The following is a 16,828-nucleotide window of genomic DNA, read 5'->3' on the forward strand; positions in this document are numbered from 1 at the left end:
AAACATCAAAAACGATGTTTGTCTTCATTCTGAACTTAGAAGTATGAAAGCTTCTAAGTTTTTTTGTTTCTACTAAAAATTACCCAAAAATTTCTTTTGCGAGTGCCTTTCCTTTCGGAGTTGCTGCTAAGCCACCTTCAGCAGTTTCCCGGAAGGCAGTTGGCATGGCTGAACCCACCTGATACATCGCGTCAACAACCTGGTCGACTGGAATGGCCGATGTGATACCCGCCAAGGCCATGTCAGCAGCTACTAGGGCAAAACTTGCTCCCATGGCATTACGTTTGACACATGGGACCTCAACCAATCCGGCTACAGGGTCGCAGATGAGTCCCAACATATTTTTAAGCACAAAGCAGATGGCCTGACTGGCCTGGAAAGGTGTACCACCAGCAGCCATTGTAATAGCGGCAGCAGCCATAGCAGAGGCAGAACCAACTTCGGCTTGGCAGCCTCCCTCGGCACCAGAAATCGAGGCATTATTTGCGATGACTAGACCAAATGCACCAGCAGTGAAGAGAAAATCTAATTGTTGTGATTCGCTCAAGTCTAGTTTTTCGATAGCTGTTGTTAGAACAGCAGGTAGACAACCAGCTGATCCAGCAGTAGGTGTGGCACAAACCAAGCCCATCTTGGCGTTAGATTCATTGACTGCCATGGCATTTCTTGCAGCACCCAAAACTGCAGAATCAGCCAAGGTCTTTCCATTTTTGATATAGGCATCCAGTTTGGCAGCGTCTCCCCCAGTTAAGCCAGTTGGTGATTTCTCAGGAGACAAACCAGCCTGAACAGACTCCTTCATCACTTCGAGATTTCGAGTCATCAGAGTTAGAATTTCAGGCCGTTCCCGTCCAGTTAGCTCTGTCTCTGTAGCAATCATGAGCTCGGCGATATTGCCTTGGTAATCTCGGTCAGCTTGTTGAACTAATTCTTCAATAGTGTAAAACATGCAATCCCCCTCTTAGCTGAAAAAGTTGACATTATGTAGATGAGGAATTCTAGCGATTTCAGTGACGGCCTCATCACACTGGTGCGAGTCAATTTCGATAATCATAATGGCCTTTTCACCGGCATTTTCCCGAGTAACAGTCATTTGGGCGATATTGATGCCATAACGCGACAAAATATCTGTGACAAGGGCAATCATTCCTGGAACGTCTTGGTGGACAATGATGAGAGTCGGTGTATTCATCTTGAGATTGACCGCAAAACCATTGAGTTCAGTTACTTGGATATTTCCTCCACCGATAGAAACGCCTGTGGCAGAAATGGTTTTTGTAGCATTTTTTAAGGTGATACGAGTCGTATTGGGGTGTGGCGCATTACTATCCTTGTTAATTTTCCAGTAGACCTTAATGCCTTTTTCGTATGCGATATCCAGAGCGCGTGGGATGTCAGGGTCGTCAGTTTCCATACCTAAAATACCAGCCACAAGAGCCACATCAGTCCCGTGACCTCGATAGGTCTTGGCAAAGGAATTAAAGAGTTGAAATTCTACCTCAGTCGGTGTCTCACCAAAGATGGCAGAAACAATCTTGCCAATACGAACAGCTCCTGCAGTATGACTAGAGGAAGGCCCGACCATGACAGGTCCAATGATGTCAAAAACGGATTGAAATTTTAAATTTTTCATAACACGCCTCGTTTGATTAATCTTGTATTTTCAGTATACCATGAATTATAGAGATTAGGTATTTAAGTAAAATCTATAGAAATCATAAAAAAATAACCTATTTTAAGCTTTCTTTAAGGTTCAATAGATATAATAGTGGTCTATTAAGTAAGCAATACTTATTTTTCATAAATCTGAGAGGGTGGCCTGCGGGTCGCCTTTTTGTGTTTCTTTTCTTATGTCTAGATAGATTGTGGTAAAATAGAGCCTAAAGATTTACTTGTCAGAAAGGATACGTCATGGCTTACAATCAGCTACCTTTGGATAATAATTCTGGAAATACTAGTTATTCGGTTCCTAATCCCTCTATTTTAGAGGTTAAGAAGTATTTAAAGTCTTGGAGTGAGCTTGAAAATTATAAACTTCAGGAAGACGCCCTGGATAAATTATTTTTTGAGTTGATACCTAAAAATGAAGATATTTCTGATATATTGTTAAAAGTTGCAACACTAAATGATTTTTATAGCACCAATATTTTTTCGGTCTATCCCTTAGCAAAGCATATCTTATCGATTGATATTGATGAGAGGTTGAGACAAGGTGATGTCGCTTTGGTTAAAGAGATTCAAAAAGTTAATTATGGTGGGGTAACAAAGAACTTTTATTCATTTGCAACGAAGTATTGTTCGCACCATAATCCTATCGAATATCCTATTTACGATAGCTATGTTGAAAAAGTCTTAAAGTATTTTAGAAAAAAAGATAAGTTCGCTGTCTTTAAAAATGCAGATTTAAAAGACTATCAGCAATTTAAAAAAATTCTCTTAACCTTTAGAAGTTATTATGGTTTAGAAGAGTTTAATTTAAAGGAAATAGACCAGTATATGTGGCAGCTAGGTAAAGAGTACTTTCCCAAAAAATATAAATAATAGTCACGTACGTATCCCTAGAAAGGAATAACTCACATTGTATTACAAATTCCTACTTTTCGACCTTGATCACACCCTCCTAGATTTTGACCGTGCTGAAGATTTGGCTTTGACCTACCTTCTTGAAGAGGCTGGGGTGGCTTCACGAGATCTTAAAGTTTACAAGGATCACTATATCCCCATGAACCGTTCCATGTGGGAGGATCTTAATCATGGTTTAATCACTAAGCCTGAGTTGCTTCGCACGCGCTTTTCACGTCTTTTTGAGCATTTTGGACAGGAGGTTGATGGCAGTCACTTAGCTGGCCGTTACCAGCATTTCTTGAGCCAACAGGGGCAGGAGTTGCCTCAGGCCCATGCTTTCTTATCGAATGTTAAAGACCGAGGCCACAAGATTTATGCAGCCACTAACGGTGTTAGCTATATCCAACGAGGTCGTCTGCAAGCCTCAAGCATCTTGCCATTCTTCGACGATATTTTCATCTCAGATGAAGTGGGTGCTCACAAACCGTCTACTGACTTTTTTGAAAAAATTGCGGATCAGGTAAATGACTTTCATCCCGATTCGGCCCTCATGATTGGTGATAGTCTAACTGCTGATATCCAAGGTGGTAATAATGCAGGAATTGACAGCATTTGGTTTAATCCCAAATGTTTGGTTAATGAGACTCCGGCTATTCCAACCTATCAAGTCAAAAACTACCAAGAAATCTTGACGATTTTGAGCAAATAGACTACCTTTCAAAATTGTATTCACTCATGACTATTAAGAGCTTTTCAGCTCTTTTTTTGCTACAATGAAAGCATGAATGATCTGATTAAACATAAGTTGGAATTGCTCCCAAATAACCCGGGGTGCTATCTCCACAAGGACAAATTCGGCAATATTATCTATGTCGGTAAGGCTAAAAATCTAAAAAATCGTGTGCGTAGCTATTTTCGTGGAAGTCATGATACCAAGACAGAGCTTTTGGTATCTGAGATTGCAGATTTTGAATTTATCGTAACCGAGTCTAATATTGAGGCCCTGCTTTTGGAAATTAATCTTATCCAAGAGAACATGCCCAAATTCAACATCCGCCTCAAGGACGACAAGTCTTACCCATTTATCAAGATTACTAAGGAGCTCTATCCAAGGCTCTTGATTACTCGCCAGGTTAAGAAGGATGGTGGTCTCTATTTTGGTCCTTACCCAGACTCTGGTGCAGCCAATGAAATCAAGAAGCTTTTGGACCGTATTTTCCCCTTTAAGAAATGTAAAAATCCCGCCAACAAGGTCTGTTTCTATTACCATATCGGACAATGTAATGCCCACACCATCTGTCACACCACTGAGGATTATTGGCAAGGTTTGGTTGAGGATGTCAAGAATTTCCTAAACGGTCATGATGATAAAATCGTTAATCAGCTTAAGGCCAAGATGAAGGATATGTCTGACCAGATGGAATTTGAGCGTGCTGCGGAGTATCGTGATTTGATTGAGGCGGTATCGACGCTGAGGACCAAGCAAAGGGTTATCCGTCAGGACATGCAGGACCGTGATATCTTCGGTTACTACGTGGACAAGGGTTGGATGTGTGTTCAGGTTTTCTTTGTTCGCCAAGGAAAACTCATTCAGCGTGATGTCAATATGTTCCCTTATTATAATGATGCTGAGGAAGATTTTCTAACCTATATGGGTCAATTTTATCTGGATAGTCGTCATCTTAAGCCTAGGGAGATTTTCATTCCAGGAGACATTGATCAAGAGTCTGTCGAAGCTCTAGTTGGAGATGAGGTCAAGGTCTTTAAACCTCAACGTGGAGAGAAGAAGCAGTTGGTTAATCTGGCGACGAAAAATGCCCGTGTCAGTCTGACTCAAAAATTTGATCTTCTTGAAAAAGATATAGCCAAGACCCAAGGAGCCATTGAAAATCTAGGCAAACTCATGGGAATTCCGACACCGGTTCGCATCGAGTCCTTCGATAACTCTAACATCATGGGAACGAGTCCTGTATCAGCCATGGTCGTCTTTGAGAATGGGAAACCCAATAAAAAAGAGTACCGCAAATACAAGATTAAGACGGTTGAAGGACCTGACGATTATGCCAGCATGCGTGAGGTCATTCGTCGCCGTTATAGTCGTGTCAAACGCGATGGGCTAACGCCACCAGACCTTATTATCATGGATGGTGGTCAAGGTCAGGTCAATGTGGCCAAGGATGTCCTACGCAATGAATTGAATCTCTCTATCCCAGTTGCGGGGCTTCAGAAAAATGACAAGCACCAAACCAACGAATTGCTCTTTGGGGACCCCTTGCAAGTCATTGATTTGCCACGTCAATCCGAGGAATTTTTCCTTCTTCACCGTATCCAAGATGAAGTTCACCGTTTTGCTATCACCTTCCATCGTCAAGTTCGTAGTAAAAATAGTTTTAGCTCCAAACTTGATGGCGTGGTGGGGCTTGGACCTAAGCGCAAACAAAAACTTCTCAAACACTTCAAGTCTATGACAGCTATCCAAAAAGCTACCGTTGAGGATATCCAAGCACTTGGCATTCCAGAAAAAGTAGCCCAGGCTCTATTGGATAAGTTAGGAGAAGATAACAATTAAAGAAACTTAAATTCATTAAGCCATTTTTTTGTTATAATAAGAATAATTAAAAAGGGAAAGGAGTCTTGCTATTAAAAACGAAGCTAAAATTGAACGTCTTTATGATAGGGGGCGTCGTGGCTTTCTTCGAGGTATCTTTAGTCGTGCCACGATTATCTTCCTAATCATCTTACTACAGCTTGTTGTTGTAGCCATGTCATACTTATGGTTGAGACAGTACAGGGTGCACTTGCAAGTAACAGAAGTAGTCCTTCGTATTCTGGCCATTATTTATCTCTTTCAAAGTGATATGGAATCAACAGCCGTCAATACTTGGCTCCTGATAGTCTTGCCTTTTCCAATTATCGGAACCTTGCTCTTGGCTTATACGAAACTTGATATAGGTTACACAGGGATGAAGCGTGCTATTCAGAGCAATATTGACCGCAGTTCTGGTATTCTGAAACAAGATAATCAGGCCCTCGAAGAGCTTAAACAGCGTCACACCAGCAACTATAACTTGGTCCAATATCTTGAAAATGTGAACGGTTCCTTTCCAGTTTATCGTCACACGAAGACGACCTATTTCCCAAGTGGTGAAGCCAAGTTTGAGGAAATGAAGAAACAGCTCCTTAAAGCAGAGAAGTACATTTTCTTGGAATATTTCATCATTGGTGAAGGTGAAATGTGGGGTGAAATCCTAGCAATCTTGAAACAAAAGGTTCAAGAAGGGGTGGAAGTTCGAGTCCTGTATGACGGTATGAATGAATTTTCAACTTTGAGTTTTGACTATAAGAAACGATTGGAAAAAATTGGCATTCAATCTCGAGTTTTTGCCTCGGTAACCCCTTTCCTGTCAACCTATTACAATTACCGTGACCATAGAAAAATCTTGCTGATTGATGGTAAGGTTGCTTTCACAGGCGGGGTTAATTTAGCTGACGAGTATATCAACAAGATTGAGCGTTTCGGTCATTGGAAAGATACTGCCTTGATGCTGGAGGGCCCAGCGGTTGATACTTTTTTAGTTCTCTTTCTTCAGATGTGGACCTATTCTAACGAAACCTTAGATGTTACGCCGTATATGGTTGAACATAAGGTCTTTGATACCCCTGGCTTTGTTGTTCCTTATGGAGATATTCCATTGGACAAGGATAAAGTTGGTGAGAATGTCTATATTGACATCCTTAACCATGCGCGTGATTTTGTTCACATCATGACGCCTTATCTTATTTTAGATGGTGAGTTACTACATGCTTTGAAATTTGCGGCCGAGCGTGGGGTAGACGTCAGTATCATCATGCCTGGTATTCCTGATAAAAAGTCAGCTTACTACCTCGCTAAGACTTACTACCCAACACTTTTGGCATCCGGCGTAAAAATCTATGAGTACACTCCTGGATTTGTTCATGCAAAGGTATTTGTGAGTGACAATAGTAGGGCTGTTGTCGGAACGATTAATTTGGATTACCGCAGTCTTTATCACCACTTTGAGTGTGCGACCTATCTTTACAGGACGTCATCAGTGGTTGGTATTGAGGAAGATTTCCAAGCGACAATGGCCAAGTGTCATCGAGTCAGCATGACTGATGTTAAAAATCGACCATTTCACCAGAAGTGCTTGGGCTTATTGACCAGATTAGTTGCGCCATTGATGTAGTGACAAGACTTGTTATAAGAGGGTTGAGCCCTCTTTTTTTATAGTTTAAAATAAAGATAATGAAGTCGAAGGAGAAAATGATGTTAACCATTCGTCCAGCCAGCTTGTCAGATGCACAAGCTATCCAGGCCATCTATACACCCTATGTCGAGAAGACAGCTTTTACCTTTGAATATGAGGTTCCCAGTGTTCAAGAGTTTGAAAAACGCATTTGCAAGACGCTTGAAAAATACCCCTATTTAGTAGCGGAAGAGAATGGCCAAGTGCTAGGCTATGCTTATGCCTCAACCTATTATGCTCGTACAGCCTATGATTGGACCACTGAATTGTCTATTTATGTAGCCAAAGAGGCGCGTGGACAAGGGATTGGATTGGCCCTTTATACGGCCTTAGAAGAGGAGTTGCAAGCACGAGGCTACTTACGCTTTCTAGCCTGCATTGCAGTTCCTAACGAAGCCAGTATTGCCATGCATGAAAAACGTGGCTATGTTCAAGTTGCCCATTTTCCAAAAGTTGGCTACAAGTTTGAGCAATGGCACGATATCGTCTGGATGCAAAAGACCATAGATGGTCCTGTCAGAAAAATACAGTAGAAGCTTGCTGAGCCTAAACCACAATGGCTAATTATCCCTGCCTTTTGCATAGGCTAAAACGATACTAATAAAATTACTGAAAGAGACCGGACAGTTGTGATGGTCTCCCCGTCATGAAAGGAGTCTATATGTCTCAAGTCACCAGTGCTAGACTGTTACCTCAAAAGCCCTCAAGATGGGCTAAAATTCTACTTAACCGAAAGGTTCCCATTCTCCTGTTCTTCTTACTGGAATTGGCCTTTCTTGTCTTTTCATATCTCAGCCTACAAGAGCATTTCCCATCCATTATCTTATGGGAACACTTGTTGAGTGTCTTTACCTTCTTTTACTTGCTCAATCGTTCCATGGATTCTCGTTCCAAACTGTCCTGGATGATTATCATTGCCCTCTTTCCAATTTTTGGGACGGCTCTGCTTTACTTTTCACTGGCTGATTTGGGTGTCAGACGCTTGAAGAAACGGCTTGAGGATGCTACAGTGCAGGCATCCGACCATTTAAGCACCAATCCAGAAGTTGCTGATTATTTATCCCAAAGTGATCGCCAATTACAGAAATTAGCTTATTTTTTGGAGCATAGTCCAGCACAGTTTCCTATCTACAGAAACACAGAGGTTACCTATTTTCCACTTGGAGATGACATGCTTCCAGCCTTACTGGAGGATTTGAAAAAGGCAGAGCGTTATATCTTCATGGAATATTTCATTATTGATGAAGGGATCATGTGGGGCGAGATTTTAGCCATTTTAGAGGAGAAGGCCAAGGCAGGTCTTGATGTCCGTGTCATGTTTGATGGGATGAATGAGATGACTACCTTGTCCTACGATTATATTGAGCGACTACACAAGGTTGGCATTAAAGCTCAGGCCTTCTCACCAGTCAAACCTATTCTATCAACCTATTACAATTACCGAGACCATCGAAAGATTACAGTGATTGATGGTCAAGTTGCTTATACTGGTGGCGTTAATATCGCTGACGAGTATGTTAATAAACGAGAACGCTTTGGCCATTGGAAGGACACGGCCCTTCGCTTAGATGGTTCAGCAGTTCAAACGCTAAAAGCTCTCTTTTTGACCATGTGGACAGTGACTGGAATAGAAGATAAAACGGATATGGAGCACTATCTACAAGAAAAACCTCAAAAAAGGAAGAGTTCGGGCTTTGTACTCCCTTATGGCAATTCACCGCTGACCTACCACAAGGTTGCCGAAAATGTTTATTTACATCTTCTAAATACATCAACTAATTATGTCTATATCATGACGCCTTATTTGATTTTGGATGACGAATTGGTTCGGGCCATGACCTTTGCGGCCAGACGAGGTGTGGATGTTCGTATCATTATGCCAGGAATTCCAGATAAGCAGTATGCCTTTGATATTGCGACTACCTATTTTAAAGTGCTCTTGGATGCTGGCGTCCGTATTTTCCGTTATACCCCAGGCTTTATCCATGCTAAAGTTTATGTTTCTGACGCCAAACAAGCTGTGGTAGGTACCATTAACACTGATTACCGGAGTCTCTATCAAAATTTTGAAGATGGGGTCTATCTCTATAAAAATCTGGAAGTGCTTAACATTGAACAAGATTTTGAGAAAACCCAGGCACTCTCAGAGGAAGTCACTCTGGAAAGTTTGTCTAAAATACCTATGGCTCATCGTCTAGGTGGCTATCTCTTTTCTCTGATTGGACCTTTGATGTAAAAAAGGAGAAATCATATGGATACAAAAATGCTTTTGAAACTGTTAGAAAACCAAGCTGATCCAGCGAAAGTCTCAGCAATGGAAGCTTATATGAAAAATAAATTCAGCTTTCTTGGCGTTCAAAAACCAATTCTCAAAAAGATTGAAAGAGAGTTTTTTAAGCCTTTCATAAAGGATCCAATTGATTGGACTTTTGTGGAAGAGTGTTGGCAGCAACCTTACCGTGAGTTTCAATATATTGCTATGGATTATCTGGATAAAAAGAAGAAGGAGCTTAGACCTGAAGATTTTTCAAAGCTAAAGGAATTGGCTCAAACCAAATCATGGTGGGACAGTATAGATCAGTTGGACCGTATCATCGGGGAGATTACTTTTCACTACCCAGAAACCAAGAATATCATGCGTCAATGGAGTCTGGATGAGGATTTTTGGTTGAGACGTATTGCCATCGACCACCAGCTTATGCGTAAAGAATTGACTGATACAAACCTCTTAGCTGAGGTTATCTGTAACAACTTTGGACAGACTGAGTTTTTCATTAACAAGGCTATCGGTTGGAGTTTGCGCAATTACTCAAAGGTAAATCCTGATTGGGTTCGAGCTTTTATTGATCAACATGCTAGTCAAATGGCATCTCTTAGCATTCGTGAGGGAAGTAAGTATTTATAGAAATCAAGAGCTTGACTCTTGCGTTCATTATGATAGAATAGAAACATGCGATGAGTCGATTGGCTCTTTAGAGCCTTTTGCGCTGAGGAGGTCTACATTAAATTGTAACGCAGGAGCGGACCTTGAGTAGTTGTGTGAACCTGCTACTCTCATCGAAAGATGCCTCTTATCCCTTACCATTTGGTAGGGGATTTTCTTTATTCTTGGCGTTTTAACCCTTTTCAACTGGGCTTAAACGTAGTATAATAGATTCACTAAACTAAATTGATAGAAAATTCCGAAAGAGGTTTTACTATGGGATACACAGTTGCTGTTGTCGGTGCTACAGGTGCCGTTGGTGCTCAAATGATCAAAATGTTGGAAGAATCAACACTTCCAATCGATAAAATTCGCTACCTTGCGTCTGCACGTTCTGCAGGGAAAGTCTTGCAATTTAAAGGACAAGATGTGACCATCGAAGAAACGACTGAAGACGCATTTGAAGGTGTAGATATTGCACTTTTCTCAGCTGGTGGATCTACCTCTGCTAAATATGCACCATACGCCGTTAAAGCAGGTGCAGTAGTCGTTGATAATACATCATACTTCCGTCAAAACCCAGATGTACCATTGGTTGTACCTGAGGTCAATGCACATGCGCTTGATGCTCACAACGGTATTATCGCTTGCCCTAACTGTTCAACGATTCAAATGATGGTTGCTCTTGAGCCAGTTCGTCAAAAATGGGGCTTGGACCGTATCATCGTGTCAACTTACCAAGCCGTATCAGGTGCTGGTATGGGAGCAATCCTTGAAACACAACGTGAGTTGAAAGAAGTTTTGAATGACGGTGTTAACCCACGTGATGTTAAAGCTGAAATCTTGCCATGTGGTGGCGATAAGAAACACTTCCCAATCGCCTTCAACGCCTTGGCTCAAATTGACGTCTTCACTGAAAATGACTACACTTACGAAGAAATGAAGATGACAAACGAAACTAAGAAAATCATGGAAGACGATAGCATTGCTGTATCAGCAACATGTGTGCGTATTCCAGTCTTGTCAGCTCACTCAGAGTCAGTCTACATTGAAACAAAAGAAGTGGCACCAATTGACGAAGTGAAAGCTGCTATTGCAGAATTCCCAGGTGCAGTCCTTGAAGACGACGTTGCTAACCAAGTCTACCCACAAGCCGTTAATGCTGTAGGTTCACGTGATACATTTGTCGGACGTATCCGTAAAGACTTGGATGCTGAAAAAGGTATCCACATGTGGGTTGTTTCAGATAACCTCCTTAAAGGTGCCGCTTGGAACTCAGTCCAAATCGCAGAAACACTCCACGAACGTGGTTTGGTTCGCCCAACTTCAGAATTGAAATTTGAATTGAAATAGGGAGCAAAACAGAAATCAGTAAGGATTTAGTGTTGTATTTGAATACTAAAATCATGCTGAATCCTATAAAGCAGAGAGACTTCTCTCTGTTTTTTTGTTTATTGGCCATCAAATTGAAACAGTCAGTCCTCATGTTTTCAGAAAATTGTCAACTTATCTGTCTGTCTGGTCAAAATTATGGTAAAATGGAAAGGATTAGAAAACGGTTGAAGGAGAATATTATGTCAATTGATCAATTAAGAGATGTCAAACTGATCACAGCCCTTATTACACCTTTCCACGAAGATGGCTCTATCAATTATGATGCCCTTCCAGAATTGATTGAGCATCTTTTGGCTCACCATACAGAAGCTCTTCTTTTGGCGGGAACAACGGCTGAAAGTCCAACACTTACTCACGATGAGGAGTTGGAACTCTTTGCGGCTGTTCAGAAAATTGTTAATGGACGTGTGCCATTGATTGCTGGTGTCGGTACCAACGATACACGCGACTCTATCGAGTTTGCTAAAGAAGTTGCCAAATTTGGTGGTTTCGCAGCTGGTCTTGCTATCGTGCCTTACTACAACAAGCCATCACAAGAAGGTATGTACCAACACTTCAAAGCCATTGCGGATGCTTCTGATTTGCCAATTATCATCTATAACATCCCTGGTCGTGTGGTTGTTGAAATGGCTCCTGATACCATGCTTCGTTTGGCGGAACATCCAAATATCATTGGTGTTAAAGAATGTACTAGCCTTGCAAATATGGCCTACCTTATCGAACATAAACCTAAAGATTTCTTGGTTTATACAGGTGAAGATGGGGATGCCTTCCACGCTATGAATCTTGGAGCTAACGGTGTCATCTCAGTAGCCTCTCATACAAACGGTGATGAGATGCATGCCATGCTTGAAGCTATTGAAAATAGTGACCTCAAGACAGCAGCAGCTATCCAACGTAAATTCATTCCTAAAGTTAACGCTCTCTTCTCAGTACCAAGCCCTGCACCTGTTAAGGCTGTTCTTAATCATCTTGGTTTCGAAGTTGGACCACTTCGTTTGCCATTGGTTGCATGTACTTCAGAAGAAGCTAAACGTATCATCAAGGTTGTCCTCGAAGAAGATGTCGAGGCAACACGTGAGACAGTTACAGGTGTCGTTCGTCCTGATTATTAAGAAAATGAAGTTGAGCAGCTTGCTCAGCTTTTTTAGTTGAATAGGTTAAATCTCACAAAATAAGCTGATATAGGGTCTAAAAGCAGTTTTCTATCATGAAAATTGGCTTTTTTTGATATAATTATAGTTAGTGTGCTTAAAAAGAAAGGAAGTTTCATGAATCAACTTGAACAAAAACTTGAGCAGGATTTTGGTATTGTTTTTAGCCAAAAAGACCTCTTAGAAACAGCATTTACCCATACCTCATATGCCAATGAGCACCGCCTCCTAAACATTTCACATAATGAACGTTTGGAATTTTTAGGAGACGCGGCTCTGCAATTAGTCATTTCTGTTTATCTTTACAAACGCTACCCTAACAAGCCAGAGGGGGAAATGTCTAAGATGCGTAGTACTATCGTTCGTGAAGAAAGTTTGGCAGGTTTTACAAAGGCCTGCGGTTTCGAGCAGTATATCCGTCTTGGTAAAGGGGAAGAAAAATCTGGTGGACGTGAACGTGCCACTATCCTTGGTGACCTCTGGGAGGCCTTCCTCGGTGCTCTTTATTTGGATCAAGGTTTGCCTGCTGTTGAGAAATTCTTGAATCAGGTCATGATTCCTCAGGTTGAAAAGGGGAACTTTGACCGCGTAACAGACTATAAGACAGCCTTGCAAGAGCGTCTTCAGGTCAATGGTACGGTTGATATTACTTATACCGTTATCGACGAGTCTGGACCAGCTCATGCCAAAGAATTTACTATGCAGGTAGCTGTTGATGGTAAGGAACTCAGCACAGGTCTTGGAAAATCTAAGAAATTAGCTGAACAGGCAGCGGCTAAGGCTGCTCTTGAACAACTAGGAAATTAAGCATGTATTTGAAATCAATTGAAATGCAGGGCTTTAAATCCTTTGCGGATAAGACGCAAGTCGTCTTTGACAAGGGAGTGACAGCCGTTGTAGGTCCAAATGGATCGGGAAAATCAAATATTACAGAGAGTCTACGCTGGGCACTGGGGGAATCATCTGCCAAGAGTTTGCGTGGGGGCAAGATGCCTGACGTTATTTTTGCGGGGACAGAGGTTCGTAAGGCTCTCAACTATGCGGAAGTAGCGGTCACTCTTGATAACAGTGATGGCTTTATCGCGGGTGCTGGTGAAACCATTCGTGTGGAGCGTCACATTTATCGAAACGGTGACAATGATTACTTGATTGATGGTCGTAAGGTTCGTCTGCGTGATATTCATGACCTCTTTATGGATACAGGCCTGGGGCGTGATTCTTTTTCCATTATTTCCCAAGGTCGTGTTGAGGCTATTTTTAATGCCAAACCTGAAGAACGCCGCGCTATTTTCGAAGAAGCAGCAGGGGTTCTCAAATATAAGACACGTAAGAAAGAAACGGAAAGCAAGCTTAATCAAACTCAGGATAATCTTGATCGTTTGGAAGATATCATCTACGAGCTGGACGGTCAGGTTAAACCGCTTGAAAAGCAAGCTGCGACTGCCAAACGTTACTTGGAATTAGATGAAGAGCGTAGACAGACTCAGCTTAACCTTTTGGTCCACGATATTGAAGTTGGTAAATCTGAGTTGAGCCAGACCCAAGAGGATTTGGCAGCGGTCAAGGAAAAATTAACCAGCTATTATGAGGAACGTCATCGTCTAGAGACTGAGAACCAGGAGCTCAAACAGAAACGACATCAAATTTCAGAACAAATTTCTTCTGACCAACAAACCTTGGTGGATGTCACACGTCTTATTAGTGACTTTGAGCGTCAAATTGATCTTTATACCATGGAGAGTCAGCAGCGTTCAGAGAAAAAAGAAGAAACTGAAGCTCGTCTCAGTGAGTTAGAGCATTTGAAAGAAGAAGCTCAGGCAGCACTCGATAAGGTTAATCAAGGCCAAGTTGAATTGAATGCGGAGTTGGATAGCCTTGCCAAAGAGCTGATTGCTATTCAAAAAGAACTGGAGCAATTTTCTGATGACCCAGATACGCTTATTGAACGTTTACGTGAGGACTATGTTGGTCTGATGCAGGAGGAAGCCAAGGTTTCCAACAGTTTGACTCAGGTTACTCACGACATGGACAGTCAGACACAAGCGCTTGAGGCACAAGCTGAAGAATATAAACAAGCTCAAGCTGATTTGCTTTCCGCTCAGGAAGTGGCTAGCGAAACCCAAAAAGCTTATCAAGCAGCCCAAGAGCGTCTTCAAAGCCTCTTAGCTAGTTACAAAGAAAAGGCTCAGGCTTATCAAGATCTAGATAGGGACTATCAAGAGGCTCAAAAGCAGATGTTTGACCTCATGGATCACCTTAAGAGTAAAGATGCCCGTCGTCAAAGTCTTGAATCTATTCAAAAAAATCATTCTAATTTCTATGCAGGGGTTAAGGCTGTCCTTCAAAACGCCCAATCCATTCAAGGAATTATTGGTGCAGTTAGTGAACACTTGACCTTTGATACGCGCTATCAGACAGCTCTTGAAATCGCTATGGGGGCTAGTGGGCAAAATATTATTGTTGAGGATGAAGCGGCTGCTAAGCGTTCGATTGACTACTTGAAGCGCAATCGTCAGGGTCGTGCGACATTCTTGCCGTTGACCACTATCAAACCACGTCAACTTAACGGACAATTTGCCCAAAATCTAGCCAATGCACAGGGCTTTATTGGTATGGCTTCCGATTTGGTTACCTATGAGGACCGCTTATCTAATATTTTCCAAAACCTCCTAGGGGTTACGGCAATCTTTGATACCATTGACAATGCCAATAAGGCGGCTCGAGCGGTTCGTTTCCAAGTGCGTATGGTTACTCTTGACGGCTCTGAAATTCGTCCCGGTGGTGCCTTTGCTGGTGGTACCAACAAACAAAACAATAACCTCTTTATCAAGCCTGAACTGGATGCATTGACTGCTGAAATTAACCAGATCAAGATCCAATTAAGTGATAGTGAAGCCAAAGTTGAAGCCCTCAAAATCAAACGTAAAGCTCTACAGAAAGAGTTAGAAGACCTTAAGGTAGATGGTGAAAATGCTCGTCTTCAGGAGCAAAAACTAGACTTAGAACACCAACAAGCCTTGTCAGAGGTGGAGAAAAATCAAACCCTAGTGGATAGTTTCAAACAGGATTCTCAGGGAACTGATGGAGCAAATCTTCAAGATAAGGCTGAACAACTTAAAGCAGAGTTAGTGCAAATTGCATCCAAGCGTGAGGCTATTAACGACCGTATTGAGGCTATTAAGGAAGACAAAGACGCTCTTGGCCAACAAAAACAGGTTCTCTTAGACAAGCAATCTGAACTTCAGTTGAAGGAACGTGATTTGCAAGCAGAATTGCGTTTTGCTAAGACAGAGAGCAATCGTCTTCAAGCCGACTTGTCTGAGTTAATGAAGGAATCGGATAGTCTTAAAGCCCTCCTTAATAACCAGGTCAATGATGACCAAACTGACCGCCTTCCGCATTTGCAAGCACAACATAAAGAAGCTGTCCAACGTAAAGACGATTTGGAACAAGCTCTTGTCCGTGCAAAGATTCAGGTGCAAGATTACGAAGGTCAGTTGGAGGACTTGGAGGAGCGTTTGGCTAAAGCTGGCAATCGTAATGAGGATTTGATTCGTCAGCAGACTCGCTTGGAAGAACGTGAAAGTCAGATTAGTCAATCACTTCGTAAGTTTGCGACTCAGTTGGCTGAAGATTACCAGATGACACTTGAAGTTGCCAAAGGTCAGGCTAGTCCTCTTGACAATGTCGAACAAACCCGCCAGAATCTGCAAGGTCTTGAGCGTTCGATTAAAGCTTTGGGTCCGGTCAATGTGGATGCTATTGCCCAGTTTGAAGAGGTTAAGCAACGTCTTGATTTCTTGAACGGACAAAAGGATGATTTGCTCGAAGCTAAGAGTCTCCTTCTGAATACCATTAATGACATGGATGATGAAGTGAAATCACGCTTTAAAACAACCTTTGAGGCTATCCGAGAAAGCTTTAAACAGACCTTTACCCAGATGTTTGGTGGAGGTTCAGCAGACTTGATTTTGACCTCAGACAATCTCCTAGAGGCTGGGGTAGAAATTTCTGTGCAGCCTCCAGGTAAGAAAATTCAATCGCTTAACCTTATGTCTGGTGGTGAGAAGGCCTTGTCAGCTTTGGCCCTTCTCTTTGCCATCATTCGTGTTAAGACCATTCCATTTGTTATCCTAGACGAAGTAGAAGCTGCTTTGGATGAAGCCAATGTTAAACGCTTCGGTGACTACCTTAATCGTTTTGACAAGTCCAGTCAATTTATTGTAGTTACCCACCGTAAGGGAACGATGTCTGCAGCAGACTCTATTTATGGGGTAACAATGCAGGAATCAGGTGTTTCGAAAATCGTTTCGGTCAAACTGAAAGACCTTGATTTAGACTAAAAATAGATTATATTTTCATGAAAGATAGTTGATAGCTTTATCACTATCTTTTTTCATAGTCTCAAAAAATTTGTAAGGACTTTCAGAAAATCATTAAGTTTGCGCTTTCAAAATCACGCAATCGATTGCGTGAAATAGCATAACAAGGGCTATGATTAGGATTTTAGGGTTTATGAGAGA

13 protein-coding genes are annotated in these 16,828 nt (G+C 41.8%); 11 read left to right on the forward strand and 2 right to left on the reverse strand.

The window, feature by feature from the left end:
• Positions 1 to 79: 79 nt before the first annotated feature.
• The gene (sdaAA, locus tag HMPREF2697_RS09245) at positions 80 to 949 is read right to left on the reverse strand and encodes an L-serine ammonia-lyase, iron-sulfur-dependent, subunit alpha (RefSeq protein WP_014632996.1); all 870 of its coding nucleotides are present in this window, start codon (positions 947 to 949) and stop codon (positions 80 to 82) included.
• A 12-nt stretch (positions 950 to 961) separates the two neighbouring features.
• On the reverse strand, positions 962 to 1,633 hold the full coding sequence (sdaAB, locus tag HMPREF2697_RS09250; RefSeq protein WP_002885347.1) for an L-serine ammonia-lyase, iron-sulfur-dependent subunit beta: 672 nt from the start codon (positions 1,631 to 1,633) through the stop codon (positions 962 to 964).
• A 278-nt stretch (positions 1,634 to 1,911) separates the two neighbouring features.
• On the opposite strand from sdaAB, the gene HMPREF2697_RS09255 reads away from it, so the two are divergent.
• The 11 genes from HMPREF2697_RS09255 to smc all read left to right on the forward strand — a co-directional run bounded on the left by HMPREF2697_RS09255 (position 1,912) and on the right by smc (position 16,648).
• The gene (locus HMPREF2697_RS09255) at positions 1,912 to 2,541 is read left to right on the forward strand and encodes a hypothetical protein (RefSeq protein ID WP_227834272.1); all 630 of its coding nucleotides are present in this window, start codon (positions 1,912 to 1,914) and stop codon (positions 2,539 to 2,541) included.
• Between the two features lie 37 nt (positions 2,542 to 2,578).
• Complete coding sequence (locus HMPREF2697_RS09260) at positions 2,579 to 3,274, forward strand: pyrimidine 5'-nucleotidase PynA (protein ID WP_070850485.1); 696 nt, start codon at positions 2,579 to 2,581, stop codon at positions 3,272 to 3,274.
• A 72-nt stretch (positions 3,275 to 3,346) separates the two neighbouring features.
• Positions 3,347 to 5,134 (forward strand): excinuclease ABC subunit UvrC, encoded by a 1,788-nt coding sequence (gene uvrC, locus HMPREF2697_RS09265; protein ID WP_013990419.1) that lies wholly within the window; start codon positions 3,347 to 3,349, stop codon positions 5,132 to 5,134.
• Positions 5,135 to 5,222: 88 nt separating this feature from the next.
• On the forward strand, positions 5,223 to 6,773 hold the full coding sequence (gene cls / locus HMPREF2697_RS09270; protein ID WP_180364367.1) for a cardiolipin synthase: 1,551 nt from the start codon (positions 5,223 to 5,225) through the stop codon (positions 6,771 to 6,773).
• An 80-nt stretch (positions 6,774 to 6,853) separates the two neighbouring features.
• Positions 6,854 to 7,366: a GNAT family N-acetyltransferase gene (locus tag HMPREF2697_RS09275; RefSeq protein ID WP_070850487.1), complete on the forward strand. Its 513-nt coding sequence runs from the start codon at positions 6,854 to 6,856 to the stop codon at positions 7,364 to 7,366.
• A gap of 128 nt (positions 7,367 to 7,494) precedes the next feature.
• On the forward strand, positions 7,495 to 9,069 hold the full coding sequence (gene cls, locus HMPREF2697_RS09280; protein WP_070850489.1) for a cardiolipin synthase: 1,575 nt from the start codon (positions 7,495 to 7,497) through the stop codon (positions 9,067 to 9,069).
• Between the two features lie 15 nt (positions 9,070 to 9,084).
• Complete coding sequence (locus HMPREF2697_RS09285) at positions 9,085 to 9,738, forward strand: DNA alkylation repair protein (protein ID WP_002891197.1); 654 nt, start codon at positions 9,085 to 9,087, stop codon at positions 9,736 to 9,738.
• A 294-nt stretch (positions 9,739 to 10,032) separates the two neighbouring features.
• Positions 10,033 to 11,109: an aspartate-semialdehyde dehydrogenase gene (locus tag HMPREF2697_RS09290; RefSeq protein ID WP_003096845.1), complete on the forward strand. Its 1,077-nt coding sequence runs from the start codon at positions 10,033 to 10,035 to the stop codon at positions 11,107 to 11,109.
• Positions 11,110 to 11,330: 221 nt separating this feature from the next.
• Positions 11,331 to 12,266, forward strand: coding sequence for a 4-hydroxy-tetrahydrodipicolinate synthase (dapA, locus tag HMPREF2697_RS09295; protein WP_014633005.1), 936 nt, complete (start codon positions 11,331 to 11,333; stop codon positions 12,264 to 12,266).
• Between the two features lie 156 nt (positions 12,267 to 12,422).
• The gene (gene rnc, locus HMPREF2697_RS09300) at positions 12,423 to 13,112 is read left to right on the forward strand and encodes a ribonuclease III (RefSeq protein WP_002885331.1); all 690 of its coding nucleotides are present in this window, start codon (positions 12,423 to 12,425) and stop codon (positions 13,110 to 13,112) included.
• A 2-nt stretch (positions 13,113 to 13,114) separates the two neighbouring features.
• Positions 13,115 to 16,648, forward strand: coding sequence for a chromosome segregation protein SMC (gene smc / locus HMPREF2697_RS09305; protein ID WP_070850492.1), 3,534 nt, complete (start codon positions 13,115 to 13,117; stop codon positions 16,646 to 16,648).
• Positions 16,649 to 16,828 lie beyond the last annotated feature (180 nt).

It is taken from the genome of Streptococcus sp. HMSC064D12 (assembly GCF_001837205.1).
Taxonomy (GTDB): Bacteria; Bacillota; Bacilli; order Lactobacillales; family Streptococcaceae; genus Streptococcus; species Streptococcus salivarius_D.

What these genes read in the sequence shown, in the direction of transcription:
- sdaAA (WP_014632996.1), bottom strand. Translation starts at nt 949, where the DNA reads ATGTTTTACACTATTGAAGAATTAGTTCAACAAGCTGACCGAGATTAC.
- sdaAB (WP_002885347.1), bottom strand. Translation starts at nt 1,633, where the DNA reads ATGAAAAATTTAAAATTTCAATCCGTTTTTGACATCATTGGACCTGTC.
- HMPREF2697_RS09255 (WP_227834272.1), top strand. Translation starts at nt 1,912, where the DNA reads ATGGCTTACAATCAGCTACCTTTGGATAATAATTCTGGAAATACTAGT.
- uvrC (WP_013990419.1), top strand. Translation starts at nt 3,347, where the DNA reads ATGAATGATCTGATTAAACATAAGTTGGAATTGCTCCCAAATAACCCG.
- HMPREF2697_RS09275 (WP_070850487.1), top strand. Translation starts at nt 6,854, where the DNA reads ATGTTAACCATTCGTCCAGCCAGCTTGTCAGATGCACAAGCTATCCAG.
- cls (WP_070850489.1), top strand. Translation starts at nt 7,495, where the DNA reads ATGTCTCAAGTCACCAGTGCTAGACTGTTACCTCAAAAGCCCTCAAGA.
- HMPREF2697_RS09285 (WP_002891197.1), top strand. Translation starts at nt 9,085, where the DNA reads ATGGATACAAAAATGCTTTTGAAACTGTTAGAAAACCAAGCTGATCCA.
- HMPREF2697_RS09290 (WP_003096845.1), top strand. Translation starts at nt 10,033, where the DNA reads ATGGGATACACAGTTGCTGTTGTCGGTGCTACAGGTGCCGTTGGTGCT.
- dapA (WP_014633005.1), top strand. Translation starts at nt 11,331, where the DNA reads ATGTCAATTGATCAATTAAGAGATGTCAAACTGATCACAGCCCTTATT.
- rnc (WP_002885331.1), top strand. Translation starts at nt 12,423, where the DNA reads ATGAATCAACTTGAACAAAAACTTGAGCAGGATTTTGGTATTGTTTTT.
- smc (WP_070850492.1), top strand. Translation starts at nt 13,115, where the DNA reads ATGTATTTGAAATCAATTGAAATGCAGGGCTTTAAATCCTTTGCGGAT.